Genomic DNA, 25,815 nt, shown 5'->3' on the forward strand with positions numbered 1-25,815 from the left:
GTTGCCTGTTCGCCGCGCCGTGGCACAATTGCGCATGTCCAGACCCCAATGCCCTCGCTGCCACCGCCCCCTGGCCCAGTGCCTGTGCGCCCTGATCCCGAACCTGCCCAGCCATACGCGGGTGCTGATCCTGCAGCACCCCAGCGAAGTCGATCACGCCCTCAACACCGCGCGCCTGGCTGCGTTGGGCCTGCAGCAGTGCGAAATTAGAGTCGGCGAAATCTTCGAAGACCTGCCCCGGTGGCTGGCCCAGCCGGGATATCAGCCCTGCCTGCTGTTTCCCGGGGAACACAGCGAAGCATTGAGCGCCTACGAGCCCGCCGCCCAGCCCAGGCTACTGGTGGTACCGGATGGTACCTGGCGCAAGGCACGCAAACTGCTGCACCTCAATCCGTTACTGGCCGCCTTGCCCAGGGTTCAGTTGGCAACCGCCGAGCCTTCGCGCTATCGCTTGCGCAAGGCACCCGGCCCCGGCGCATTATCGACCCTCGAAGCCATCACCCAGGCGCTGGAAGTGCTCGAATCACCGGCATCCTTTCAGGCTTTGCTCAAGCCCTTCGACGCGCTCATCGAAGGTCAGATCGCTGCCATGGGCGAAGAGGTCTATCGGCGCAACCATCAGCGCCATTGATGGATCGGCCAGCCGGCCTGTTCGGCATGCTCGCGCAGCACCGGGTCGGGGTTGACCGCATGAGGCGACGGTACTTCCAGCAGCAGCGGCAGGTCGTTGCGTGAATCCGAATAGAAGCTTGCGCCGTGCAGGGTTTCACCCTCGTCGTGCATCCATTCGCGCAGGCGCTTGATCTTGCCCTCGCGGTAGGTCAGTACGCCTACCGTATTGCCACTGTAGGTGCCGTGCTTGAGCTCGAGCTCGATGGCCAGTACATCGTCGACGCCCAGCCGCGCCGCGATGGGCCCGACCAGGTGAATGCCCGAGGCGGAAATGATCAGGATGCGGTCACCGGCCGCGCGGTGGGCGGCGATGGTGCGGGTGGCGTCGCTGAAAATGATCGGCTCGATGAAATCTTCCACCCACGGCTCGACCAGGTGTTCGACCTCTTCCGGCGTGCGCCCGAGCATCGGCTCCAGGCTGAACGCCATGTAGTCTTCCATGGCCAGCCGACCCTCGTTGTAGGCCTGCATCAGCTCGTGGTCGCGGCGCATGAAAGACTCGGGATCGACCCAGCCGAGGCGACCCATCTGTTCGCTCCAGAGCGAAGCACAGTCGCCGTGGATCAGGGTTTCGTCGAGATCGAAAATCGCTAGAGCCATGTGGAACCTCCCGTGGAAAGACGCTCAGGCTACCTCACAAAGTGCGTCGGGCCCAATCGTCAGGGACACCCTTTGGCCGTCGGGCAGCAGGTCGGCGGCCGTGCGGTTGAGCACGTCCACCAGCAGCTGCACGCCGTGGGCCTGCACCCGGTAGCGGATCACGTTGCCCAGCAGGCTATGGCTGCGGATCTCGCCGTCCAGGGCACCGTCAATCCCCAGTTCGATGGCTTCCGGGCGAATCGCCACGCGGGTGTGGATCGGCCGCTGCAGCAGGGCGCTGGCTTGGGCGGCATCGAGCAGGTTGTAATTGCCGATGAAACCGGCAGCGAACGCATCGACCGGCGCCGTGTACAGGCTCTGCGCATCCCCGCTCTGGACGATGCGGCCCTTGTTCATCAGGAAGATGCGGTCGCTCATGGTCAACGCCTCTTCCTGGTCGTGGGTGACGAAAATCGTGGTCAGACCCAGTTCCCGCTGGATCTGCCGGATCTGCTCGCGCAGGTGCTTGCGGATACGTGCATCCAGGGCCGACAGGGGCTCGTCGAGCAGCAACAGGCGCGGGCGGGTGACCAGCGAGCGGGCCAGGGCGACCCGTTGGCACTGGCCGCCGGACAACTGATGGGGATAGCGCCCGGCAAACTCACCCAGCTCCACCAGTGCCAGTACCTCGGCCACGCGGCGTGTGCTTTCGGCGCCCTTGACCTTTTGCATGCGCAAGCCGAACGCGACGTTCTGTTCCACGTTCATGTTGGGAAACAGGGCATAGCTCTGGAAGACCATGCCGATATCGCGCTTCTGCGGGCCAAGCGGAGCAAGGTTTTGGCCATCGAGCAGGATTGTGCCGGCATTGATCGGGGTCAGCCCGGCAATGGCGCGCAACAGGGTCGACTTGCCGCAGCCGGAGGGCCCGAGCAGGGTGATGAATTCGCCTCGCTCGACGGTGAAGCTGATATCGCTGAATACCTCGGTAGTGCCGTAGCGCTTATCCAGTCTTTCGACGCTGACGAAGCTCATATCAGTCTTTGTCCTTGTTCAAGCGATTGGCACCCCAGGTGAGCAGCAACACGAAAAGAAAATAGGAGATCACCAGCGCACTGTTGAAGTGGCCGCTGCTGTTGCGCATGTTGTTCAGGTAGACCTGCAGGGTTTCGTAGCGCGTGCCTACCAGCAGGTTGGCGAACACGAACTCGCCGAACAGGAACGAGAACGAGAGCAGCAGGGCGATCATCAGGCCCTTGCGCAGGTTGGGCAGCACCACCAGAACAGCCGCCTGGAACGTGCTGGCGCCCAACAGCTGCGCTGCGTCCATCAGGTCGCGCAGGTTGATCGCCTGCAGGTTGTTGGTGATGGCGCGGTACATGAACGGCAGGGCCACGGTGAAATAGCAGCCGATCAGGATCCAGGGTGTGCCGACCATGGCCAGCGGTCCCGAGCCGTACAGGTTCAACAGGCCCACCGAGGACACTACCGGGGGCACGGCAAAGGGCAGCAGGATGAGAATGTTCATCAGCGCATCCAGCCGCGGAAAGTGGTAGTGCACCACGAACAGCAGCGGCAGGATCACCAGCACCGACAGCACCAGCGCACCGACGCAGACCACCAGCGACTGGCCAAAGGCCTGGAGGAATCGCGGGTCGCCCCACAGCTGCAGGTACCACTTGAAGGTCAGCCCGCTGGGCAGGATCGATGCCGACCAGCTGGTGGCGACCGAGTACAGCAGGGTACCGGCCAACGGCAGCAGCAGAATCAGGAACAGCAGCCAGACCACGGCCCGGTGGTAGAGGCCGGGTGCGTCGAGTTCAGCGCGCGACATGGTAGCTCCTGCGCAACAGCCATTGATGGACAAGGGTGACCAGGGTCATCAGCCCCACCAGGATCATGGCCAGGGCGCTGGCCAGGTTGGGGTCCAGACTGATGTCGCCGGCCACCATGGCGGCGATGCGGATCGGCAGCACGTTGAAATTGCCGGTGGTCAGCGCGTACACCGTGGCGTAGGCACCCAGGGCATTGGCCAGCAGGATGACGAAGGTGCCCAGCAGCGCCGGGGTCAGCACCGGCAGGCCGATGTGGCGCCAGTAGGCCCAGCCGCTGGCCCCGAGCAGGGCGGCGGACTCGCGCCAGTCTTCGCGCAACGCGTCGAAAGCGGGGTAGAGCAGCAGTACGCCCAGCGGGATCTGGAAATAGGTGTAGGTGATGATCAGGCCGGTCTTGGAGTACAGGTTGAAATCGTCGATCAGGCCGCTTTGCTTGAGCATCATGGTAATCGCGCCATTGAAACCCAGCAGGATGATGAAGGCGAACGCCAGCGGTACGCCGGAAAAGTTGCTGGTCATGTTGGCGAAGGCGCTGACGAAATCCCGTAGCCGTGAGTCGACCCGTCGCAGTGAACTGGCGCCGATGACGGCGATGACGATGCCGAACAGGCTCGACCAGAAACTGATTTCCAGGCTGAACTGGATGGCCTGGCGATAGAACCGCGAGCCGAAGGCCTTGCTGAAGTTGTCCAGGCTCCAACCGGCGTCGGTCTGCACGCTGTGGATGGCCACCCAGGCCAGTGGAGCGATCTGGAAGACGAAAAAGAACAGGGCGAAGGGCACCAGCAGTAGCAGGGCCAGGGTTCTGCCGCGGGTGGGGGTGGTCACTGTTGCATGGCTCCGGGGTGTCAGGGATGTCGGCGTTGGCGGCTTCGCGGCCGCTGACCGCTCCTACAGATGTTGCGGGGTATCGGAGGTGATCGGTGTTGGCCTCTTCGCGGGCAGAGCCCCGCTCCCACAGGGATCGACGCTCCTGCTCATGTGGGAGCGGGCTCTGCCCGCGAAGAGGCCCTACCTGATGCACCTCAGGCGATCACTGCATCTCGAAGATCACCTGTTCCTGCCACTGCTGTGGCAGGGCCTTGGAGCTTGCTTCCCAGACGTCCGGATTCTTGATCGGCGTGACATGGCGATACTGCTCGGCTGGCAGCAGCTTGGCCGCGACATCATCCGGCAGCTTGATGTGGTCGGCACGGATCGGCCGGGCGTAGCCGCGCGCCAGGTTGATCTGCCCGGCATCGCTGAGGATGTACTCGCGGGCCAGCTTCGCGGCATTCGGGTGCTTGGCGTACTTGTTGATGATGGTGGTGTAGCCGGAAATCACCGACCCATCCGAAGGGATCAGCACATCGAAGCGTTTCGGATCGATCTGGTCGCGATAGCTCAGGCCATTGAAGTCCCAGACCACACCCACTTCGATCTCGCCTTTTTCCAGGGTCTGGATGGTCGGGTTGGCCAGGGACAGGCGTTTCTGCTTGGCCAGTTCGGTGAACAGTTGCAGGCCCGGCGCCAGGTTGCTTTCATCGCCCTTGAAGGCGATTGCCGCCGCCAGCACGCCATTGGCTGCCTGGGCCGCGGTGCTGACATCACCGATGGCCACCTTGTACTTGCCGTTCTTCAGGTCTGCCCAGCTTTTCGGGGCATCTTCGGGTTTGACCAGTTGCTTGTTGACGATGAACGCGATGGTGCCGGTGTACGCCAGCATCCAGTGGCCATCGGCATCCTTGGCCCAATCGGGGATCTGCGCCCAGGTGGAAGGCTTGTAGGCCTGGGTCACGCCCTGTTTGGTGGCGATGGGGCCGAACGCTGCACCGACATCGCCGATATCGGCACTGGCGTTGTCTTTCTCGGCAGCGAACTTGGCCACCTCTTGCGCCGAGCTCATGTCGGTGTCCATGTGCTTGAGGCCGTACTTGCTGGCCAGGTCGTCCCAGGTGCCCTTCCAGTTGGCCCAGGCGTCGGGCATGCCGACGCTGTTGACCATGCCTTCGGTCTTGGCCGCGGCTTCAAGGGTTTGCAGATCGGTATCTGCGGCCGAAGCCAGGTTGCACAACGCGATGCTCGAACCTAACAGTGTGGCCAGGAAAAGCTTTTTCATCCGGTGCTCCTATGGGCGCCTATCGAAACGAGGGGACTGTCGACGACTGGATTGATCTGGATTCAGCAATACCCGAGCCAACGTAGGTGACGCTCATGACATTTTGACGTCGAGCACGTCGGCCACAGGCATGCCCAGGGCAGTCGTGCCCTTGGAGGCTAAGCGTAGACGAGATTTGCCGCTTCGATCGGTGCTAAGGAAAGGCAGTTGCAAGCGGACATGTACACAAGGGTATGCACGGACACGCTGTCGCGGGACAGCAGCAGAGCAGGACCGCGAGCCGGGCCCTGCAACCAAACGGATGCATCAGTGCATCAGTGCATCAGTGGTTCACGGTAAAGGCGAGCATCGCCGAGAGCTGGCACATCGGTCGACCGCTTTCGGCATGCCACTGATTGAATGCCGCCTGGACCGCCGCCTGATCGCGTTTGGAACTGGGCACTTTGTCGACGATCTTCTGGGCGCTCAGCGCCGCTACCACGTCCCAACTGGGAATGAAGGTGTCCTTGCCCACCATGCGCAGGAAGCGTGGCGCCGACAACCCGCCCATCTGGTTGCCATGCTTGGCGATGTACTGCCACAGCCCGGTGATGTCCTCTACTGGCCAATCGGCGATGAAGTCACCGAAACTGCCGTGTTCCATGGCCACGTCGAGAATCATCTGGGCGTTGCGCGGCACGCTCTTGAGTTTGCCGAAATGGCGGATGATGCGCGTGTCCTGCATCAGCCGTTCCAGGCGCTCGGCGCCCATCAGCACGATTTTCTCCGGATCGAAGCCGAAGAACACCTCTTCGAAGGCAGGCCATTTCGAGTCGACCAGGCTGTGCTTCAAGCCTGCGCGGAAGACCCTCAGGGCCATGGTGGACAGGTAGCGGTCGGCGCTGATTTTGCGCAGCTGTGCCGCTGACTTGGCCGTCGGCAAACGCGCTTCCAGCGCCTTCTGCGAGCCGAAGCGATTCAGGCAGTACTCGTTCAGCCACTTGTAGTCATGCATGGAACCGGTGTCCTCAACTGCTGGATGAATGCACGGGCAGCTCGCCTTCGCGCAGCCAGACCTCGTCGATGCGGTGGTCCGGTGCCTTGTGCAGAATCATCTGCGCCCGATCGCGGGTCACCAGGATGTTTTCCGTGAGGTTCTTCAGGTTGACCTCTTCCCACAAATAGTCGGCGCGCGCCTGTGCAGCGTCGCCCGATAGAGTGGTCAGGCTCATGAAGCGTTCCATGTACCAGTGACGAATGTCCGCAGTAGGCGCATCCAGGTAGATGGAAAAGTCGTGGGCGTGGTCCAGCTGCAGGATGTTCAGGCCTTCCAGAATGAGAATGTCGGGCTGGTCGATCAGGTGGAAGTGCGAGTCGATGTCCTTGAGCGCCTGGGAATAGACCGGCACCTGCAAACCGCGCGCACCTTGCCTGAGGTCATGCAGAAACGCCTTCAAGTCGTCGGTGCGATAGCTTTCCGGGAAGCCCTTGCGGGGCATCAGCTGGCGTTGTTCCAGAATCCGGTTGGGATACAGAAAACCATCGGTGCTGACCACCTCGACCCGCGGTGCCTGCGGCCAGCGCTCGAACCGCTCCTTGAGCAGCGTGGACAGGGTGCTCTTGCCCACGGCGACGCTGCCGGCGATGGCCACCACGAAGGTGTGCCGATGGCCCAGATAGTGCTGGTGGATGTGTTCACTGATCCAGGCCAGCGGCGACTCGTCGCCGAGGGCCGTGGCGGGGTACTTGGTGTAGGTGTGGATACTCAAGCGTGACCCGCCATCGTGCGATTCAACCTGCGATTCAACCCGAGATTCAACTTAGCCACGCGGTGTGCTCAACAGTTGTGCGGTCTGGCCCAGACGCTTGCCCAGCGCCCGGCAAAGGGTCTTTTCGTGCTCGTCGAGCAGGCGCTTGCCGTCGGCGCCGGCGTGGTGGCTGGCGCCATACGGGGTGCCGCCGCCCTGGGTTTCCACCAGTGCCGACTCGCTATAGGGCAGCCCGGTGACGAGCATGCCGTGGTGCAGCAAGGGCAGCAGCATGGACAGCAGGGTGGTTTCCTGGCCGCCGTGCAGGCTGGCGGTGGAAGTGAATACCCCGGCCGGCTTGCCGACCAGGTCGCCACTGAGCCACAGGCTGCTGGTACCGTCGAGGAAGTACTTGAGCGGCGCGGCCATGTTGCCGAAGCGCGTCGGGCTGCCCAGGGCCAGGCCGGCGCAGTTCTTCAGGTCGTCGAGGCTGGCGTATACCGCGCCTTGCTCGGGAATTGACGGTGCGACGGCCTCGCACTCGGTGGAGATCGCCGGCACGCAGCGCAGACGTGCCTCAAGACCGCTGGCCTCGACGCCGCGGGCGATCTGTCGGGCCATCTCGGCGGTCGCGCCGTGGCGGCTGTAATAGAGCACCAGGATGTAAGGTGTGTTCACGACAGAATCTCCAGTACGTTTTCCGGTGGCCGGCCGATCACCGCGCGCTCACCGTTGACCAGAATCGGACGCTCGATGAGTTTCGGGTGGCTGGCCATGGCTTGCATCAGTTGTTCTTCGCCCAGCGTCGCGTCGGCCAGGTCCAGGGTCTTGTATTCCTCTTCGCCGGTGCGCAGCAAGGCCCGGGCGCTGACGCCCAGCTTGCCCAGCAGGGCGTGCAAGGTGGCCGCATCGGGAGGCGTTTCCAGATAGAGCACCACGACGGGCGCAAGCCCGCGGGCGTGCAGCAGCTCCAGCGCCGCGCGTGATTTGGAGCAGCGCGGATTGTGGTAAAGGGTCAGTTGGGTCATGGGAAAAGTCGCCTCCGGCATCCAGTGGCGGGTATTCTAACCACGTGGCGGTATTCGGTCGCCTTTTTCGCATGGCCTCAGGAATAAGGAAGGATAGACCCATGAACTGGCGTATCAAGACCCACATCGCGCCGCTGGCTGGCCTGTTGCTGGGCGCCCTGCTGCTGGGCGGTTGCGGCGGCGACTACGGGCCCGATCAGCATGGCACGCAGGTCGGCGCCAAGACGCTGGACAAGCAGTGGCTGGTGATCAACTACTGGGCCGTATGGTGCGGGCCGTGCCGCCGCGAGATCCCCGAACTCAATGCGCTGTCGCAGAGCCTGGAAGGGCAGGGCGTGCGCGTGCTCGGGGTGAATTTCGACAACCTGCAGGGCGCCGAATTGAGCGCCGCCGCGAAGACCCTGGGAATCGACTTCACGGTGCTGGCCCAGGATCCGGCACCGCGCTTCGAGCTGCCCCGCAGCCAGGCCTTGCCCGTCACCTATATCATCGACGCCCAAGGCAAGGTGCGCGACCAGTTGCTCGGTGAGCAGACCGCCGCCGGCATCAAGGCGCGCCTGACAGCCCTGCAGCGCGGCGAAAGCTGAGAAGCCGCAGGTAGGGGGTTTGCCTGATGTTGCACTCCGGCTCTAAGGGGCTGGCTGACTCATACGCGGCTTCGCACAGCTGATGGATGCTGCCTGCGTGCGTTGAGCCCAGGCATGCGGGTGCTAGTATTCACAGATGCCGCCGCGAGGGGGAAATCGATCACGAGGATCGAGTCCGTCCATGGATGTAATGACCGGATTAAGGATGATTATTTTGAAGGATCGAAGCATAGAAGTTACTTATGAGAAAATGTATGCCTATGAAGAGGAGATAAAGAACAGTATTTCCATCAAGACCCAATTGATATTCACTGCCATCTTCGCGCTCTTGTCCGTATCTGCGTATTTGGCTAGATTTCTGGACTTCACTGAACGTCATGGTATTGCTTATGTGATCGCTTCTTTGATTCTATTGGTGATTGTCATTATTTCGGTTTCTGTTTATTTCAACTGCAGGGCATTCAGTGGGTCTGAGTTCAATCGAATGCCATATGCCGCTGAGGTAAAGAAATACCATGACGACCAACTAAACTATAACAGTGAGGTCAAGAAATATAATTTCCAGGTCAGCCATGCCGAACAACTTGATCTCGTAGACCCCATACATGAAACCGAGTCTTATATTTCCCAAACCTACGTGCGGTGCGCAACTCATAACGCATTGGTCAACGAGCAACGTTCAAGATGGGTCTTCAAATCGGTTGCAGCCTTCCTGATCGCGTGCATACCTCTCGTGTTGGCAAGCGTCCTGTTCGTTGTCTTTGATATGGATACATCGTCTCCGAGAAAAAACCTGTCTATCAGGGACAGCTATGTAGGAGATGAGATCTCGTCGTTAAAGAATCAGCTCCTTGCTGGTCCTGGACGTAATCAGATAGCAGATTTGGAAAAAAGGACTATAATTCTGGAAAATGCTTTGCTTGCAATGAGGTCGAGAACATTGAGTGACTCTGAAAAAGCCACTGCTGAACAGCAGTCAAAGCCTCCAGCTCCAGTCAAACCTGCAGCCCCCCCTCGTCGAATGACATTGGATGAGGCGCCACCAGGAGAAAGAAAATGAAACCCGACAACGAGAAATCCAAGCCGAATGGCTATATCAAGCCGATTCCGCCGAAGAAACCTTCTGTCCCGGTAGTAAGGCGCGTGGTCAATGAAAAGGTGATCAACAGGAGCGAAATTGCTTTAGGTGGCTGAAGCGCTGATCAATGGTCATTGATTGGCCGCAGACTCACTGCACCAGATAGATGATGCCTGGGTGCGCTCATGATCAACTGTAAGGCTTGGCGCTTTTTTTTACGTTGTCCATCTTGCTGAGTCGCTGAGCACCCACGGTGCATAGCGCGCCTCAACGGTGCGCCGCACCTGAAAATTCCTGACCCACTCAACCGCGCTGACCCTCGTTTAACGTGATCCGCTCGATCCGATGGGGTTGGCGCATGTATTGCAAGCACCCTCGCACACAATGCAATCGATGCCGATTGCCCCCCACACGACAACGGTGCCGTGCTGCCCGCTCTGATGAGCGAAGGCAGCCGGCGCCGTTTTTGTTTTGTAGCCAGCAGCGAGGAACGCCGATGACCCGCACTTCTGTCCGTAGCGTGTGCCCGTACTGCGGGGTGGGCTGCGGTATCGTCATGACCGTCGAGAACGATCGGGTGGTCAAGGTCAGCGGTGACAAGCAGCATCCGGCCAACGCCGGGCGCCTGTGCACCAAGGGCAGCAGCTGTGCCCAGCCGCTGACTGATCCGGGCCGGATGCAGCATGCCTACGTGCGCCACGGGCGCGACCACGAGCCGGTGCAATCGAGCATGGACGCGGCCATTGCGGACGCCGGTGGCCGTTTGCGGCAGATCCTCGATGAACATGGCCCGGATGCAGTGGCTTTCTATGTTTCCGGGCAGATGTCGCTGGAAGCCCAGTACCTGGTCAACAAGCTTGCCAAGGGCTACGTTCGCACTCGGCACATCGAGTCCAACTCGCGGCTGTGCATGGCCAGTGCGGGGAGCGGCTACAAGCTGTCGTTGGGTGCCGATGGCCCGCCCGGTTCCTATGATGATTTCGATCACGCCGACGTGTTCCTGGTGATCGGCGCGAACATGGCCGACTGTCATCCGATCCTGTTCCTGCGCCTGTTGGACCGACTCAAGGCGGGAGCCAGGTTGATCGTGGTCGACCCGCGGCGCACGGCCACCGCCGACAAGGCCGACCTGTTCCTGCAGATCGAGCCGGGCACCGATCTGGCCTTGCTCAACGGCTTGCTGCACCTGTTGCATGCCGATGGCGGTACCGACCCGGCGTTCATCGCGGCACACACCGAAGGTTGGGAGGAATTGCCAGCGTTTCTGGCCGACTACACGCCGGCGCGGGTCGCCGAGATCACCGGCCTCGATGAAGGAGCGATCCGTCAGGCCGCGCAGTGGATCGGCGGCGCGGCGAACTGGATGAGTTGCTGGACCATGGGGCTGAACCAGAGTATCCAGGGCACCTGGAACACCAATGCGCTGTGCAACCTGCACTTGGCCACGGGCGCCATCTGCCGTCCGGGCAGTGGGCCGTTTTCCCTGACCGGCCAGCCCAATGCCATGGGCGGACGCGAAATGGGCTACATGGGGCCGGGTCTGCCCGGCCAGCGATCATTGCTGGTGGACGCGGACCGGGCCCATGTCGAGCGGCTCTGGAACATCCGTTCCGGCAGCCTGCGCAAAGAAGGCAACGCCGGTACCATCGACCTGTTCCGGCAAATGGGCGAGGGCGCAATCAAGGCCTGCTGGATCATCTGCACCAACCCGGTGGCCAGTGTCGCCAACCGCCGGCAAGTGATCGAGGGCTTGCAGGCCGCCGAACTGGTGATCACCCAGGATGCGTTTCTCGATACCGAAACCAACCGCTACGCCGACGTCCTGCTGCCGGCTGCGCTGTGGGCCGAGGCGCAAGGGGTGATGATCAACTCCGAGCGCAACATGACCTTGATGCCCAAGGCCGTGAACGCACCGGGACAGGCCCTGGCCGACTGGCAGATCATCGCCCGTGTGGCCTGCGCCATGGGCTTCGCCGAAGGCTTCGACTACGCCAGCGCCGAGCAGGTCTATGAAGAGCTGCAAGGGTTCGACAATCCGCAGAGCGGCTATGACATCCGCGGCGCAAGCTATGCGCAACTGCGCAAGCAGCCAAGGCAATGGCCCTCTGCGCCTGGCCAGGACGCTCCGCGCAGCCCGATTCGCTACCTGACCGACGCCGGGCCGCGCTTTCCCACCGCCAGCGGGCGCGGACGCTTCTTCGCCCGTCCGCATCTGCCGCCCGCCGACCTGCCCGACGGCCAGTTCGCGATGGTGCTCAATACCGGCCGTCTGCAGCACCAGTGGCATACCCTGACCAAGACCGGCAAGGTCGCTACGCTGAACAAGCTCGACCCTGGCCCGTTCATCGAAATCCACCCCGACGATGCCGAGCGCCTGAGCATCGGCGAGGCTGATCAAGTGCAGGTCCGCTCGCGGCGCGGCCAGGCGGTATTGCCGGCACGCATCAGCGACCGAGTGCGGCCAGGCAATTGCTTCGCGCCGTTTCACTGGAGCGATGTCTACGGCAGCGACCTGGCCATCAATGCGTTGACCAGCGACGCCAGCGATCCGCTGTCGCAACAGCCCGCGTTCAAATTCGCGGCCGTGGCCCTGCAACGGGTCGGCTCGCCGAAGATCACCCTGCACGACCTCGATCCAGCGCTGGCCGACGCCGTTGCGCCGCTTGCCGGGCAAGCGGGGACCCTGGTGCTCTGGGCCTCGCAGACCGGCAACGCGCAAGCCATCGCCGAGCGCTGCGTGCAGACTCTGCGCGAGCGCGGCGCGCCGGTGCTGCTGCGCGGCATGGACGAGATCACCACCGCCGACCTGCTGGCGGCGCGCGACGTATTGCTGGTGACCAGCACCTTCGGCGACGGCGACGCACCCGACAACGCGGTGCGCCTGTGGGCGCAGCTGCAGGCCGAGGGCATCGAGCCCTGCCCGGACCTGCGCTACGCGGTGCTGGCGCTGGGCGATTCGAGTTACGGACAGTTCTGTGGCTTCGCCCGCAAGCTGGACGCACGCCTGCAGCAGTTGGGTGGGCAGCGCCTGCTGGCCCGCGTCGAGTGCGAACCTGACGATCAGGAACTCGCCGAGCAGTGGACCAAGGCCGTTGGCCTGCTGCTGGCGGGCGCCCCGCTTGGCGAAACGACCCCGTTGGCGACCCAGGCCCCGCCGCTGTACACCCGCAAGCGGCCATGGCTGGCGCGTGTCCTGCACAATCAGGTGCTCAATGCGCCGGGCACCGAGAAGGAAGTTCGCCATGTGGTGTTCGACCTCAAGGACAGCGGGCTGGTGTACGAGGCGGGGGATGCGCTTGGGGTGTGGCCGAGCAACTGCATGAGCCTGGTCGAGGAACTGCTGGCGTGCCTGGGCCTGGACAGCAGCGAGCGGGTGATGCTCAAGGGGCAGGGTGAACAGCCGCTGGCGGTGGCGTTGCACAAGCATCTGGACATTACCCGCATCACCCCGCAGTGGTTGGCGTTCATTGGCCAGCGCTGCGCCGACCCGCTGCTGGCCACGCTGCTCACGCCCGACCGCGCCGGTGAGCTCCAGCAATGGCTGTGGGGTCGGCAACTGATCGACCTGCTCGACGCCTTTCCCGTCACACTCACCACGCAGGAACTGCTTGGCCTGCTCAAGCCGCTGCAGCCGCGGCTGTATTCCATCAGCTCGAGTGCCCGCACCGACCCGCAGCAGGTGCACATCACCCTCTCGACGGTGCGCTATCACTGCAACGAGCGTGTACGCAGCGGGGTGTGTTCGGGCTTTCTGGCGGATCGCTCGGCGGCGGCGCTGGTACCGATCTTCGTGCACAAGGCCACCGGGTTTCGCGTGCCCAGCCAACCCGAGACACCGATGATCATGGTCGGACCGGGTACCGGCATAGCGCCGTTTCGCGCCTTCCTCCACGAGCGGCAGGCGCTCGGCCACAGCGGACGCAATTGGCTGCTGTTCGGCGAGCAGCGCGAGCTCAGCGACTTCTACTACCGCGACGAGCTGCACGCCTGGTTGCGCAGCGGCCATCTGCATCGGCTCGATACAGCGTTCTCCAGGGATCAGGCGGAAAAGATCTACGTCCAGGACCGCTTGCGCCAGCAGGGTGCCCAGGTCTGGCAATGGTTGCAGCAAGGTGGCCATTTCTATGTCTGCGGGGATGCCAGCCGGATGGCCAAGGATGTCGATGCGGTGCTGCGGCAGGTAGTGGCCGAGCACGGCGGCATGAGCGAGGTACAGACCGAGGCTTATATGGCGCAGCTCAGTCGCGACAAGCGCTACGTGCGGGATGTGTACTGAAACGGTGCGTGGTGCACTGGGATGGGTCTTGTTGTCAGTGAGGGCTTCTTCGCGGCGAGCCCTCTGCCCGCGGAAAGGCCCTACCTGACACACACCAAACCACCCTGGCACGCAATCTGCTTTCACCTTGGCCAAGTCCCGGTGATCAACGACGATCACCCTACCGGACAACCTCAATCCGACCATCAGGCAAAGGCGCCTGGAGCATTCGCTCCAGGCGTTTTTTTTGCCCGATGGTCAGGACACCGTGACCCGCTTGGAGATACCTATGAATGCGCTCGTGAACCTCAGGCCCCGGCAGAAGCTCATCGTTATCGGCAACGGCATGGTCGGTCATCATTGTGTCGAGCAGCTGATCGAGCGCAGCGCGGTCGATCGCTACGAGATCCATGTCTTCGGCGAAGAACGCCAGCGCGCCTACGATCGAGTGCACTTGTCCGAATACTTCGGCGGCTCGTGTGCCGAAACCCTGGCCTTGGGCGATGCCCAGCTGTATGGCCTGCACGGCGTCACCCTGCACCTGAGCCAGCCGGTGCTCGAGATCGACCGCCAGGCGCGCGAAGTGGTCACCGCCACTGGGCGGCACGGCTACGATGTGCTGGTACTGGCCACCGGCTCGTTCCCCTTCGTGCCACCGATTCCAGGTTGCGAAGGCAACGCACGGCTGGTCTATCGCACCCTGGACGATCTGGACGCCATTCGTGCAGCCGCGTGCGGTGCGCGCCGTGGTGTGGTGGTCGGCGGCGGTCTGCTCGGCCTCGAAGCGGCGAATGCCTTGAAGTCGCTCGGGCTGGAAGCTCATGTGGTCGAATTCGCCTCGCGTCTGATGCCCGTGCAATTGGACGTCGACGGCGGCGCTGCCTTGCGTGCGCGCATCGAGGCATTGGGGGTGGGCGTGCACACCTCCCGTGCCACGCAGAACGTCGAGGCCGGCGAGACCCATCGCTACCGGATGAACTTCGACGGCGGCGAGTTCCTGGAAACCGACCTGATCGTGTTCTCCGCCGGGATTCGTCCCCAGGATGCGCTGGGCCGCGCCTGCGGCCTGGAGATCGCCGCCCGCGGCGGCATCGTCATCGACCCGCACTGCCGCAGCAGCGACCCGGCGGTGTATGCGATCGGCGAATGCGCTTCGTGGAACGGCAGCGTCTTCGGCCTGGTGGCGCCAGGCTACAGCATGGCCCGAAACGTGGCTTGCGAGCTGGCCGGGGAGGCACCGGTGGCCTTCAGCGGCGCCGACATGTCGACCAAGCTCAAGCTGCTGGGCGTCGACGTCGGCTCCATTGGTGATGCCCATGCCATTACGCCGGGCGCCAAGAGCTACCGTTTCATCGACGAAGCCAACGCCAGCTACCGTCGTCTGGTGGTGGACGCCAGTGGCAAACACGTTCTGGGCGCTGTGCTGGTCGGCGACAACAGTTACTACGACACCCTGCTGCAATATGCCCAGAACGGCATCGCCTTGCCGGCCGACCCTTCGACGCTGATCCTGCCGTTGTCCGACGGCGCACCGACCCTGGGCGCCGATGCGTTGCCGGACACCGCCATGATCTGCTCCTGCCACAACGTCAGCAAAGGGGCGATCTGTTCTGCCATCGATGGAGGCTGTGGCGACCTGTCGGCGCTCAAGTCCCAGACCAAGGCCTGCACCGGTTGCGGCGGCTGCGCCGCGCTGCTCAAGCAGGTGTTCGAACATGAGCTGATTGCCCGCGGCGTCAGCGTCGACAAGAGCCTGTGCGAACACTTCGCCTACACCCGCGCCGAGCTCTATGCCCTGGCCCGTGTCGAGGGCATCGCCAGCTTCGAGGACATGCTTGCCCGCCACGGCCGCGGCGCAGTGGGGTGCGACGTGTGCAAGCCCACCGTCGGCAACATCCTCGCCTCCTGCTGGAACCAGCCGATCATGGACCCCTCGCTGGTGCCGCTGCAGGACACCAACGATACGTTCATGGCCAACATGCAGAAGAATGGTACCTACTCGGTAGTGCCACGCATTCCGGGTGGTGAGATAACCCCGGACAAGCTGATCGCCATCGGTGTGGTGGCGAAGAAATACGACCTCTACACCAAGATCACCGGCGGCCAGCGCATCGACCTGTTCGGTGCACAGTTGCACGAGTTGCCGGAGATCTGGAGCGAGCTGATCGAAGCCGGCTTCGAGACCGGTCATGCCTACGGCAAGTCGACCCGTACCGTGAAATCCTGTGTGGGCAGCACGTGGTGCCGCTACGGCGTGCAGGACAGCGTGGCCATGGCCTTGCGCATCGAGGATCGCTACAAGGGCCTGCGCTCGCCGCACAAGCTCAAGTTCGCCGTGTCCGGCTGCACCCGCGAATGTGCCGAGGCGCAGAGCAAGGATATCGGCGTGATTGCCACCGAGAAGGGCTGGAACCTCTACGTGTGCGGCAACGGCGGCATGCGTCCGCGGCACGCCGAACTGTTCGCCACCGATCTTGACGATGAACAGCTGATTCGCTACATCGACCGCGTCCTCATGTTCTACATCCGTACCGCCGACAAGCTGCAGCGCACCTCGGTGTGGCGCGAAAGCCTGGAGGGCGGGCTGGAGTTCCTCAAGCAGGTCGTGCTGGAGGACAGCCTGGCCCTGGGCGCCGAACTCGAAGCGCAGATGCAGCGGGTGGTCGATCACTATGAATGCGAATGGGCCAATGCCCTGAAGGATCCGGAAAAGCTCAAGCGCTTCCGCACCTTCGTCAACGACAAGCGTGCGGACCCGGGTGTGCAGTTCGTCAAGGAACGTGGCCAGCGTCGCCCGGCGCAGGCGGGCGATGTGGTCACGTTGATCCCGGTGATGGAGGAGGTGTTGTGATGCAGGCGGCCAAGGCGGTGCAAGCGATGGACTGGCAAGCAGTGTGCGATCGAGCGGACTTGATCGCCAATTCCGGTGTGGTGGTATGGCTGCACGGCGACCAGGTGGCAGTGTTTTACCTTCCCGACGCGGGCGAGGGCCGGGTGCTGCACGCCATCGACAACCACGACCCGCGCTCGGGCGCCAATGTGCTGGGGCGTGGCATCGTCGGGTATCTGCAGGGCGAGCTGGTGGTGGCTGCGCCGCTGTACAAGCAGCATTACTGTTTCAGCGACGGGCGCTGCCTGGAGGCGCCGGAGCAGGGCATCAGGGTGTGGCCGGTGCGCTTCAATGGTGATCGGGTGGAGATTGGCAGGGTCTAGGGTGGTCTTGCGGGCCTCTTCGCGGGCAGAGAGCTCGCCGCCCGCCCCGCTCCCATATTGGTGTGCGTACGCCGGACCATTGTGGGAGCGGGGCGGGCGGCGAGCTCTCTGCCCGCGAAGAGGCCCTGACTACCAAAGCAAACCCCATGGCCCAATGCTACGATTGGCGCCATGAACCTCGACAGCCGCATCAAATTCCGCCACCTGCTGTGCTTTCTCGAAATTGCCCGCCAGGGCAGCTTCGCCAAGGCTGCCGATGGCCTGTCCATCAGCCAGCCGGCGATTTCCAAGACGCTCAAGGAACTCGAAGACCTGCTGCAGACCCGCCTGTTCGACCGCGACAAGAGCGGCGTCGAACTGACCGCCGCCGGCGTGCGCTTCATGCGTTATGCCGGGCCCTGCGTGCAGGCCTTGCGCGACGGCGTCAGCAGCCTGCGCGGCGAGCCCCACGAAGCCCCCCAGGTGCGCATCGGCGTGCTGTCGACCGTGGAAAGCCAGCTGTTGCCCGAAGTACTCTGCCGCCTGCACGAACGCCACGCCGCCCTGGTGGTCAGCGTGGCCACCGGGCCGGGTGCCTATCTGCTGGCGCAACTGCACGTCGGCGAACTGGACCTGGTGATCGGCCGCATGACCGACAGCCCGCAGATCCAGGGTCTGTCGTTCGAACACCTGTACAGCGAATCCATGACGCTGGTCGTGCGTCCGGCGCATCCGCTGCTGCAGATGCGCCCGCTGAGCGCCGAACAGGTCGGCAGCTACCCCTGGGTGCTGCCGCTGGCCGGTACGACTATTCGCAAGCATGCCGACAGTTTGTTCGTGCAATGCGCCATCACGCCCTCGGCGCAACGTCTAGAAACGCTTTCACCGACCCTCAGTCGACGCTACGTTGCAAGCAGTGACGCCATCTGGGTGGCCCCGCGCGATGCGGTGCAGCGCGATATCGCCACCGGCCAACTGTGCGAACTGGATCTGGGCGTGCACGAGCCGGGTGGTTCGGTGGGTATCTGCCGCAACGCCGCGCTGCCGCTGGCCTTGCCGGCGCAGTGGCTGTGCGAGGTGGTGCGTGAAGTGGCTGCGCACTACGGCCAGGCACCCAGCCCTGCGTGACACATGTTTCATCCAGCCGCTGCCGCACCACTTTCCTTTTGCTGGCCTGAACTTATCGTCTTTTTGCCTCTCTCATGCCGGTAGCCATTGGTCGTGGCCGCCTGATAAGCTCGCGGCCTCATTCGATTGCCCTTATGGCGCATGAACAAGGAAATAGCATGAAACAGCATCGGTTGGCGGCGGCAGTTGCCTTGGTCACCCTGGTCCTCGCAGGTTGCGATTCCCAGACCAGCGTCGAGCTCAAAACCCCGGCGCAGAAAGCTTCCTACGGTATCGGCCTGAACATGGGCAAGAGCCTGGCTCAGGAAGGCATGGACGATCTCGACTCCAAGGCCGTTGCCCTGGGTATCGAAGACGCCGTCGGCAAGAAAGAGCAGAAGATCAAGGACGACGACCTGGTCGCAGCCTTTGCCGATCTGCAGAAGCGCGCCGAAGAACGCATGACCAAGATGAACGCCGAGGCGCAGACCGCCGGCAAGAAGTTCCTCGAGGACAATGCCAAGAAAGACGGCGTGGTCACTACCGCCTCCGGCCTGCAGTACCAGGTCATCAAGAAGGCCGAAGGCGCCCAGCCCAAGCCGACCGATGTGGTTACCGTTCATTACGAAGGCAAGCTGATCGACGGCAAGGTCTTCGACAGCTCCATCGAGCGCGGCGCGCCGATCGATCTGCCGGTCAGCGGCGTGATCCCGGGCTGGGTCGAAGGCCTGCAACTGATGCACGTGGGCGAGAAGGTCAAGTTGTTCATTCCGGCTGATCTGGCCTACGGCGCGCAGAGCCCGAGCCCGACCATCCCAGCCAACTCGGTGCTGGTGTTCGACCTCGAGCTGATCGCCATCAAGGACGCAGCCAAGGCTGCCGCTGACGCTGAAGCTGCAACCGACGACGCTGAAGTCGAAGAAGCAGCACCCGCCAAGTAAGCTGCTTCGTTTCCCGGAACGCCCCGTCTCGACGGGGCGTTTTCGTTTGAACCGGGTCTGTGCCAATGGGTCTTAAAGGAAGCGGCAGTAGCTGTTATAAGAACGCCGCGTCAAGGATTTTCGTGGGTTTTTTGTGTGAGTAAAAAACGCCCGATTTGACCTCAGCCCTTGAAAACCGGGCAGGTCAGGCGCGAAAAGCGGCTCTGTTCACAAGGTTATCCACAAATACTGTGGATAACCTCAAACCATCATTCGGCACCGGAGGGCTCATGAAAGCACCTTGGAATTTCACTCGTTTCCTGCCCATTGCCGAACGTGTCCTGAGTCGAGGCCGCCTGCCGGCCCTGATCTTCGCCGTGGCACGCAAGGGCAAGGGCTACCGGTTGGGCGCTTTGAAAGAGGACGTGCAACTGCTGCAGGCCCTGTGCCTGGCGTACTGGCGCGGCGAGTACCGCAGCATCAGCCCCAAGGCGCTGGTGTCCATCGTTGCCGGACTGGTCTATTTCGTCAGCCCCATCGATGCAATCCCCGACTTTTTGATCGGTGTCGGCATGCTCGATGACATTGCTGTTTTGGCCTGGGTGATGAAGACCCTGTCCGGGGAACTCGATGCGTTCCGTGCCTGGCGTCAGCGTCAGTCGCCGGAGAAACTGCGTGTGCTCGAACGCCTGCCAGCCTCGGAAAAGGATCTGGAACTGGAAAAGTCTCACCGCTGAATCCGCCCCGCTGGCTTTGGCGCGCAGTTAACGCCCCGGAGTCGGCAATCCCCTGTTAACATTCCGCCATTACGCTCGCATCGTCCGATGTGCGCGCTCATCGGGCGGGAGGATGCAATGGGGGTTCAAGTGATCAGCCGCGACGGCCAGCCGGAGTATGCGGTCGTGCCATGGGACGAGTATCAGCGGTTGATTGCTGCAGCTGCGGTCAACCCGGTTGGCGCCTCTGCCGACGTCGCAGCCTCGCAGCCTGCTGCCGACCCTGTCGGCGCTGCGCCGCTCGCGCCCCCGCCAGGCTTCGAGCGTCTGCGCGAACTGCGCGAGGCGCAGGGCCTGCCGCTTGAAAGCCTGGCGCGCGCCGTGGGCATCAGTCCCTCCTACCTGTCGATGATCGAAACCGGCGAGCGGGAGCCGGATGCCGCCATTCGCCGCAGCCTCGCCTGGGAGTTGGGGGTGCCGGGCTGGAGCACCCGCTCGTGAGCGTGCGCATCAGTCGGCAGCAATGGGACGGCCTGCTCGGCGAGCTGGACCACGCTCGCCGCCAGCGTCACCTGCTCACCTACCGCGCGCTGCTCGAACGCCTGGAATTGCCCACGCCCGCTATGCAGACACTGACGGCGGCACTCGAATACCTGGCCATGATCGACGCCCGCGCCGATCAGCCACTGCGCAGCTCCCTGGTGATCAGCCAGGGCGCCAGCCGCTTGCCGCGTACCGGTTTTTTCGAGTGTGCGGAAAAACTCGGACGTTTCTGTGGACCGTCGGATGGCGTTGCCGCCGCCTCGTGGCACGCCTCGGAAGTGGCGCGGGTGTTCGAATACATCTACCCGCCCACTACGACGGCCTGAGTCGTCAGGCCGACTCGGCGAGCTGCGTGTCGATCACGTGCACACTGGACCCCAAGACTTCTTTGGCCAAGTGCTTGGCCTGCGAAGCCATTTCCGCCAGTTGACTGCCATCCATGAGGCTACAGGCCTCGACCCGCAGATGAACCACGCCGATGGACAGCGACAGCAGGGCAAATCGTTGCTGCTCGCCGCGACGATCCGTGGCCAGAAAACAGCCTGCTTGCAGATGCTCGGGGCGATAGAAACGCCGGCACTGGTGCTGGAAATCTTCCTGTAACTGACTCAGGCGCCGGCACCAGTCGGCCGGACTGATGACCAGGATGAAATCGTCGCCACCGATGTGGCCGACGAAGTCCCGGCTCGGATCCACGCGCTCGCTCAGGCACTGGGCCAGGCACAGCAGCACCTCATCGCCACGTGCGTAGCCATAGATGTCGTTGAAGGGCTTGAAGTTGTCGATGTCCACATAGCAGATGATCGCCTCGCGGCCCTGTTCCAGCACACGGGTCAGGCACTGCTGGATCGGCACGTTGCCAGGCAACAGGGTCAAGGGGTTGGCATGCCTGGCCTGCTGGATTTTCAGCTCGGTGATCAGCCTGAGCACGTCGATGACCCGGCCCAGCCCCAGGTAGCACCCACCCTGGATGACGATGAAGTCTTCCTCGATCCGCTGCCGCGCACGCCCGGTGAGCAAACGGCTGACCTGTTGCAGCGATTGCTTGCAGTCCACTGCCAGAAAATCATTGCTCATCAGTCGGCTGATCGGCTTGCGCGCGAACAGCTCGGTGGCGAATGGCTTGAGCAATGCATCGGACAGCGAGTGCCGATGAACGATGCCGCAGGGGCGCCGCTCGCCGTCGACGACGGCGAGGGTGTTCAGGTTGGCCTGCAGCCGGAAGGCTTCCAGGACCTGCTGAGTCGGCGTATCGCGATGCACCGCAGCCTGCTCGATGATCAACGGTGCGAGGTCGCTGCCGTTGTCGCCAAGCGGCGGATTGCCGTCCTCGAGCCGCGGGACCAGCCCACGTGCGTCCCGTGGCGGCTGTTCCTGAGGGCGGCAGAGCAGATAACCCTGGACCAGGTCGACACCCATTTCGATCAATACCAGCAACTCCTCGACCAGCTCGATGCCTTCGGCGATCACCTGGGCCCGGGAAGCCTTGGCGATCTGCAGGATCGAACCGACGAATTCGCGCTTGAGCGCATCCTGGTGAATGCCGTCGATGAAGTGTCGGTCGATCTTCACATAGTCCGGACGCAGCTCGGACCACAGGCGTAGGCTTGAATAGCCTGCGCCCAGATCGTCCAGGGCAATCGAAAAGCCCATGGCGCGGTAGTGATGCAGGGCGTTGAACAGCAGTTGGAAATCGTCGGTAGGAGTCTGCTCGGTGAGTTCGATGACCACCTGGCTCGGGCTGATGCCGTAGCGCTGCAACAGCTGCAACGTGCGGCCGTCCTCGTGCAGCGGTTCGAGCAGCGACTCGGGCGAGACGTTGAGAAACAGCTTGCCGTCCAGGCGCTGTTCGCTGAAACGGCGGCAGGCGGTTTCCCGACACATCACTTCCAGCTCGTTGAGCCGACCGGCCTGGCGTGCCACCGCGAACAGATTGATGGGCGAATGCAACGGGCTGTTCGAAGGCCCCCGGCTCAATGCCTCGAAGCCCAGTATCTGCCGTTGCGACAGTGACACGATCGGCTGGAACAAGCAGTGCACACCGCTTTGGGCAAGAATGGTGTCCAGGGCGCTGAGCTGTTCTATGACGGTCATCGGTTCCTACCTTGCTGAATGTCGTGCTGGCCGGTCGCGCGAACGGGTCGAAAGCCGCGGGCCAGACGCAAAAAAAGACCCGCTGCAGGCGCAGCGGGTCCCTATTTCACGACAGCTTCATGTCGGTTTGATGACCGTCCTGTCACCTATCCGTCAATGCAGGGCCATGCTCTGGTCAATGCTTGGCCACCGACGTGTTGAGCTTTAGGTAGTCGAGCAGAATGCGCCCGGTTTCCGCGAGGTAGGCGTCATCTTCCGGCTTGGTCTTGTCCGGATCGGCACCCAAGGCATCCTCGTCTTCCTTCTTCAGCTCTTTCAGCGGTTCTTCGCCTTTGGCCTTGCGTCGGGTGTTCTCCAAAGCCAGTTGCTTGGCTTCGATATCGCTGTGCTGCGCGCGACGATCGGCTTCGTTCAGGCTGACGGTCTTCTCTTTCATCAACTGCTCGGCCAGGGCCAGGCGATCGCGAATGTAAATGAATTCCGGGTCCTTGACGGTGCGGGCGTCGTGGTCGGCGGTCAGCTTGGCCAGGTAGGGCTTGAACGGATCGCTGGCCGGCTTGATGGCCGGGCGGATGGTGTCCCAGGGCATGGCTTCGGGCAGGGCGCTTTCACCGATTTCCTTGGTGTCGATGATCGACGGATAGGCGATGTCCGGCAGTACACCCTGGTGCTGGGTACTCTGCCCGGAAACACGGTAGAACTTGGCCAGGGTCAGCTTGAGCTCGCCATGGTTGAGCGGCTGGATGGTCTGCACTGTGCCCTTGCCGAAGGTCTGGCCGCCGACGATCAACGCGCGGTGGTAGTCCTGCATGGCGCCGGCGAAAATCTCCGAGGCCGAAGCCGACAGGCGATTCACCAGCAGCGCCAGCGGGCCCTTGTAGAACGCACCGGGGTTTTCATCTTCAAGTACGTCGACGCGGCCATCGGCGTTGCGCACCAGCACGGTCGGACCTTTCTCGATGAACAGGCTGGTCAGCTCGGTAGCTTCCTGCAGGGAGCCGCCGCCGTTGTTGCGCAGGTCGATGACCACACCGTCGACTTTCTCTTTCTGCAATTCGGTAAGCAGCTTGCGCACATCGCGGGTGGTCGACTTGTAGTCCGGGTCACCGGCGCGGAATGCCTTGAAGTCCAGGTAGAACGCAGGGATCTCGATCACGCCCAGCTTGTAGTCGCGGCCGTTTTCCTTGAGGTTGAGGATCGACTTTTTCGCCGCCTGCTCTTCGAGCTTGACCGCTTCGCGGGTGATCGAAACGATCTTGCTGGTCTGGTCGTTGGGCGCATTGGTGTGCGGAATGACTTCCAGGCGCACGGTGGAGCCTTTCGGGCCGCGAATCAGCTTGACCACCTCATCCAGGCGCCAGCCGACCACGTCGACCATTTCCTTGTCGCCCTGGGCGACACCGATGATCTTGTCGGCAGGGGCGACCTGCTTGGTCTTGTCGGCCGGGCCCGCGGGTACCAGGCGGACGATCTTGACCTGGTCGTTGTCGCTTTGCAGGACCGCACCGATACCTTCGAGCGACAGGCTCATGTTGATGTCGAAGTTTTCCGCGTTGTCCGGAGACAGGTAATTGGTGTGCGGATCGTAGGACTGGGCGAAGGTATTGATGTAGGCTTGGAAGATGTCCTCGGCGCGGGTCTGGTCCAGGCGCGCGAGCTGGTTCTTGTAGCGCTTGGACAAGGTGTCCTGGATCTGCGCTGCGTCCTTCCCGGCGATCTTCTGGCGCAGCACTTCATCTTTCACGCGCTTGCGCCACAGGTCGTCGAGTTCGGCCTCGTTTTTCAGCCAAGGGGCATCCTTGCGGTCTACCAGCAGGGTTTCCTTGGTGGTGAAGTCGAACTTGTCGACGCCCTTGTTCAGTTCGGCCAGGGCGAAGTCCAGGCGTGCCTTGACCCGGTCCAGATAGCGCTTGTAGATGACGAAACCGGGATCCAGGTTGCCGTTCTTCAGGAAGTCGTCGAACTGGGTCTTCCACTTGTCGAATTCGGCGATGTCGGCCGCAGTGAAATAACTGCGCGAGGGATCGAGCAGCTTGATGTAGCTGTCGTAGATGATGACCGAGCGCGCATCGTTGAGCGGCGGCTTGCTGTAATGATGACGCTTGAGCAGCTCGACGACATTGAGGCTGGCCACCACTTCGTCGCGATCCGGCTGAAGTTTGTCCCAGCTGTTGGCAGCGAAGGTATTGGCGGACATCGACAGGGTGCCGAGGCCGATACACAGCGCCAGGGCACTGCCGGGAATGAAATGCTTCATGCTGATTCGACGTGGGGGCAATTGATCACGCATATTAGGCCGTCTTTGAATTCGCCGGTTCCGTTGAAGCCGGACGCATAATGCGAAAAGCCCGACGCCAAAGCGTCGGGCTCAGTCATGACTCAACTATGGAGGCACCGTGAAGGCATTGCAAGGCGTGGAAGGACATGTGGAGTGGCTCGAACAACCGAGCCCGACGTGTGACGTAGGTCAAGTGAAGATTCGGGTAGCCGCGGCCGGCCTCAATCGGGCCGACCTGATGCAGCGCGCAGGCTTGTACCCGCCGCCGCCAGGCGCGAGCGATATCCTCGGCCTGGAATGCGCAGGCGTGATCAGCGAGGTCGGCGTGGGGTCGTCCTGGCAGGTCGGCGACCGGGTCTGCACCTTGCTGGCCGGGGGTGGCATGGCCGAAGAAGTGGTGGTCGATGGTCGCCATGTGCTGCCTGTACCCGAGGGACTGAGCCTGCACGAAGCGGCGGGCATCGTCGAAGTCTACGCGACGGTGTGGCTGAACCTGTTCCAGCTGGCCGACCTGCAGCCGGGCGAGAAGGTCCTGCTGCATGCCGGTGCCAGTGGCATTGGCTCGGCGGCGATCCAGCTGTGCAAGGCGTTCGGCAACCCAACCTGGGTCAGCGTTGGTTCCGCCGAGCGCCTGGCCTATTGCGAAGCGCTGGGCGCCCAGGGCGGTGTGGTACGCGGCGACGGGCTTGAAGCGCTGAAGGACCTGGGGCCCTTCAATGTGATCCTCGACCCGGTCGGCGCCAACTACAGCGAGCTGAACCTGGACGTAGTGGCACTGGACGGGCGCTGGGTGATGATCGGCCTGATGGGCGGTCGCGAGGCGCAGTTCGACCTGGCCAAGGTGCTGGCCAAACGGGTGCGCCTGCAGGGTTCCACCTTGCGCAGTCGTGACGATCAGTTCAAGGCCGACCTGCTCAGTGACCTGGGCCAGCAGGTATGGCCATTGTTCACCGAAGGGCGTTTGAAGTCGCAGTTGGCCAAGACGTTTCCGATTGCCGACGCCGAAGCGGCGTTCGAAGCGCTGGCGAGCAATCAGATTTCCGGGAAGGTGGTGCTGGTGATCGACGAAACCCTGAGCTGAGCCCAGGGCTTTCGTCATGCGAACC

24 protein-coding genes are annotated in these 25,815 nt (G+C 62.7%); 13 read left to right on the forward strand and 11 right to left on the reverse strand.

The genetic code is table 11. The annotated features are described in order from the left end of the window. Positions 1–34: 34 nt before the first annotated feature. A complete protein-coding gene (locus tag ONG87_RS06370; RefSeq protein ID WP_264382458.1) occupies positions 35–631 on the forward strand; it encodes a tRNA-uridine aminocarboxypropyltransferase in 597 nt (198 codons plus the stop codon). On the opposite strand, the gene ONG87_RS06375 is transcribed toward ONG87_RS06370, so the two are convergent. The 9 genes from ONG87_RS06375 to arsC all read right to left on the reverse strand — a co-directional run bounded on the left by ONG87_RS06375 (position 619) and on the right by arsC (position 7,939). Continuing rightward, positions 619–1,272, reverse strand: a complete 654-nt coding sequence (locus ONG87_RS06375) for an HAD family phosphatase (protein ID WP_264382459.1) — start codon at positions 1,270–1,272, stop codon at positions 619–621. The genes ONG87_RS06370 and ONG87_RS06375 overlap by 13 nt on opposite strands. Before the next feature lie 24 nt (positions 1,273–1,296). Beyond that, positions 1,297–2,286, reverse strand: a complete 990-nt coding sequence (locus tag ONG87_RS06380; RefSeq protein ID WP_192053882.1) for an ABC transporter ATP-binding protein — start codon at positions 2,284–2,286, stop codon at positions 1,297–1,299. A 1-nt stretch (position 2,287) separates the two neighbouring features. After that, positions 2,288–3,085 (reverse strand): ABC transporter permease, encoded by a 798-nt coding sequence (locus ONG87_RS06385; RefSeq protein ID WP_122479202.1) that lies wholly within the window; start codon positions 3,083–3,085, stop codon positions 2,288–2,290. Beyond that, complete coding sequence (locus tag ONG87_RS06390; RefSeq protein WP_192057534.1) at positions 3,072–3,914, reverse strand: ABC transporter permease subunit; 843 nt, start codon at positions 3,912–3,914, stop codon at positions 3,072–3,074. Before ONG87_RS06390 ends, ONG87_RS06385 begins: the two co-directional genes overlap by 14 nt. A 205-nt stretch (positions 3,915–4,119) precedes the next feature. Beyond that, complete coding sequence (locus ONG87_RS06395) at positions 4,120–5,184, reverse strand: ABC transporter substrate-binding protein (protein ID WP_122479200.1); 1,065 nt, start codon at positions 5,182–5,184, stop codon at positions 4,120–4,122. Between the two features lie 322 nt (positions 5,185–5,506). Next, positions 5,507–6,178, reverse strand: a complete 672-nt coding sequence (locus ONG87_RS06400) for a DNA-3-methyladenine glycosylase I (protein ID WP_264382460.1) — start codon at positions 6,176–6,178, stop codon at positions 5,507–5,509. A gap of 13 nt (positions 6,179–6,191) precedes the next feature. Next, a complete protein-coding gene (locus tag ONG87_RS06405) occupies positions 6,192–6,932 on the reverse strand; it encodes a type I pantothenate kinase (RefSeq protein WP_264382461.1) in 741 nt (246 codons plus the stop codon). Positions 6,933–6,983: 51 nt separating this feature from the next. After that, positions 6,984–7,589, reverse strand: coding sequence for an NAD(P)H:quinone oxidoreductase (gene wrbA / locus ONG87_RS06410; protein WP_185793874.1), 606 nt, complete (start codon positions 7,587–7,589; stop codon positions 6,984–6,986). Then, entirely contained in the window at positions 7,586–7,939 is a 354-nt protein-coding gene (gene arsC / locus ONG87_RS06415; protein ID WP_264382462.1) for an arsenate reductase (glutaredoxin), read from the reverse strand. Before arsC ends, wrbA begins: the two co-directional genes overlap by 4 nt. A 101-nt stretch (positions 7,940–8,040) precedes the next feature. Here arsC and ONG87_RS06420 point away from each other — a divergent pair, with 101 nt between their 5' ends. From ONG87_RS06420 to ONG87_RS06470, 11 genes are all read left to right on the forward strand, one after another. Next, on the forward strand, positions 8,041–8,526 hold the full coding sequence (locus ONG87_RS06420) for a TlpA disulfide reductase family protein (protein ID WP_264382463.1): 486 nt from the start codon (positions 8,041–8,043) through the stop codon (positions 8,524–8,526). Positions 8,527–8,707: 181 nt separating this feature from the next. Next, on the forward strand, positions 8,708–9,586 hold the full coding sequence (locus tag ONG87_RS06425; RefSeq protein ID WP_122479194.1) for a hypothetical protein: 879 nt from the start codon (positions 8,708–8,710) through the stop codon (positions 9,584–9,586). Then, complete coding sequence (locus ONG87_RS06430) at positions 9,583–9,720, forward strand: hypothetical protein (protein ID WP_163007603.1); 138 nt, start codon at positions 9,583–9,585, stop codon at positions 9,718–9,720. Before ONG87_RS06425 ends, ONG87_RS06430 begins: the two co-directional genes overlap by 4 nt. A 380-nt stretch (positions 9,721–10,100) precedes the next feature. Beyond that, the gene (locus ONG87_RS06435) at positions 10,101–13,880 is read left to right on the forward strand and encodes a bifunctional nitrate reductase/sulfite reductase flavoprotein subunit alpha (RefSeq protein WP_264382464.1); all 3,780 of its coding nucleotides are present in this window, start codon (positions 10,101–10,103) and stop codon (positions 13,878–13,880) included. Between the two features lie 268 nt (positions 13,881–14,148). Continuing rightward, positions 14,149–16,710 (forward strand): nitrite reductase large subunit NirB, encoded by a 2,562-nt coding sequence (nirB, locus tag ONG87_RS06440; RefSeq protein ID WP_264382465.1) that lies wholly within the window; start codon positions 14,149–14,151, stop codon positions 16,708–16,710. Then, positions 16,710–17,072: a nitrite reductase small subunit NirD gene (gene nirD, locus ONG87_RS06445; RefSeq protein ID WP_192104220.1), complete on the forward strand. Its 363-nt coding sequence runs from the start codon at positions 16,710–16,712 to the stop codon at positions 17,070–17,072. Before nirB ends, nirD begins: the two co-directional genes overlap by 1 nt. Positions 17,073–17,243: 171 nt before the next feature. Continuing rightward, the gene (gene pcaQ / locus ONG87_RS06450; RefSeq protein ID WP_122479190.1) at positions 17,244–18,179 is read left to right on the forward strand and encodes a pca operon transcription factor PcaQ; all 936 of its coding nucleotides are present in this window, start codon (positions 17,244–17,246) and stop codon (positions 18,177–18,179) included. Positions 18,180–18,337: 158 nt separating this feature from the next. Next, positions 18,338–19,099, forward strand: coding sequence for an FKBP-type peptidyl-prolyl cis-trans isomerase (locus ONG87_RS06455; RefSeq protein WP_122479189.1), 762 nt, complete (start codon positions 18,338–18,340; stop codon positions 19,097–19,099). A gap of 269 nt (positions 19,100–19,368) precedes the next feature. Beyond that, positions 19,369–19,815 (forward strand): YkvA family protein, encoded by a 447-nt coding sequence (locus ONG87_RS06460; protein ID WP_122479188.1) that lies wholly within the window; start codon positions 19,369–19,371, stop codon positions 19,813–19,815. A 117-nt stretch (positions 19,816–19,932) separates the two neighbouring features. Further along, positions 19,933–20,295, forward strand: coding sequence for a helix-turn-helix domain-containing protein (locus ONG87_RS06465; protein ID WP_185793867.1), 363 nt, complete (start codon positions 19,933–19,935; stop codon positions 20,293–20,295). Continuing rightward, a complete protein-coding gene (locus ONG87_RS06470) occupies positions 20,292–20,663 on the forward strand; it encodes a hypothetical protein (RefSeq protein ID WP_192053898.1) in 372 nt (123 codons plus the stop codon). Before ONG87_RS06465 ends, ONG87_RS06470 begins: the two co-directional genes overlap by 4 nt. Positions 20,664–20,667: 4 nt before the next feature. Here the strand turns inward: ONG87_RS06470 and ONG87_RS06475 are convergent, their stop codons facing one another. Then, positions 20,668–22,431, reverse strand: a complete 1,764-nt coding sequence (locus tag ONG87_RS06475) for a bifunctional diguanylate cyclase/phosphodiesterase (protein ID WP_264382466.1) — start codon at positions 22,429–22,431, stop codon at positions 20,668–20,670. 175 nt (positions 22,432–22,606) lie between these two features. Then, positions 22,607–24,688: a carboxy terminal-processing peptidase gene (locus tag ONG87_RS06480; RefSeq protein ID WP_192053901.1), complete on the reverse strand. Its 2,082-nt coding sequence runs from the start codon at positions 24,686–24,688 to the stop codon at positions 22,607–22,609. A gap of 139 nt (positions 24,689–24,827) precedes the next feature. Here ONG87_RS06480 and ONG87_RS06485 point away from each other — a divergent pair, with 139 nt between their 5' ends. Beyond that, a complete protein-coding gene (locus ONG87_RS06485) occupies positions 24,828–25,790 on the forward strand; it encodes a zinc-binding dehydrogenase (protein ID WP_192057526.1) in 963 nt (320 codons plus the stop codon). The last annotated feature ends 25 nt before the right edge of the window (positions 25,791–25,815 follow it).

Origin of the sequence: Pseudomonas sp. MM227 (genome assembly GCF_947090715.1) — a bacterium.
In the GTDB taxonomy this organism is placed as follows: Bacteria; Pseudomonadota; Gammaproteobacteria; order Pseudomonadales; family Pseudomonadaceae; genus Aquipseudomonas; species Aquipseudomonas baltica.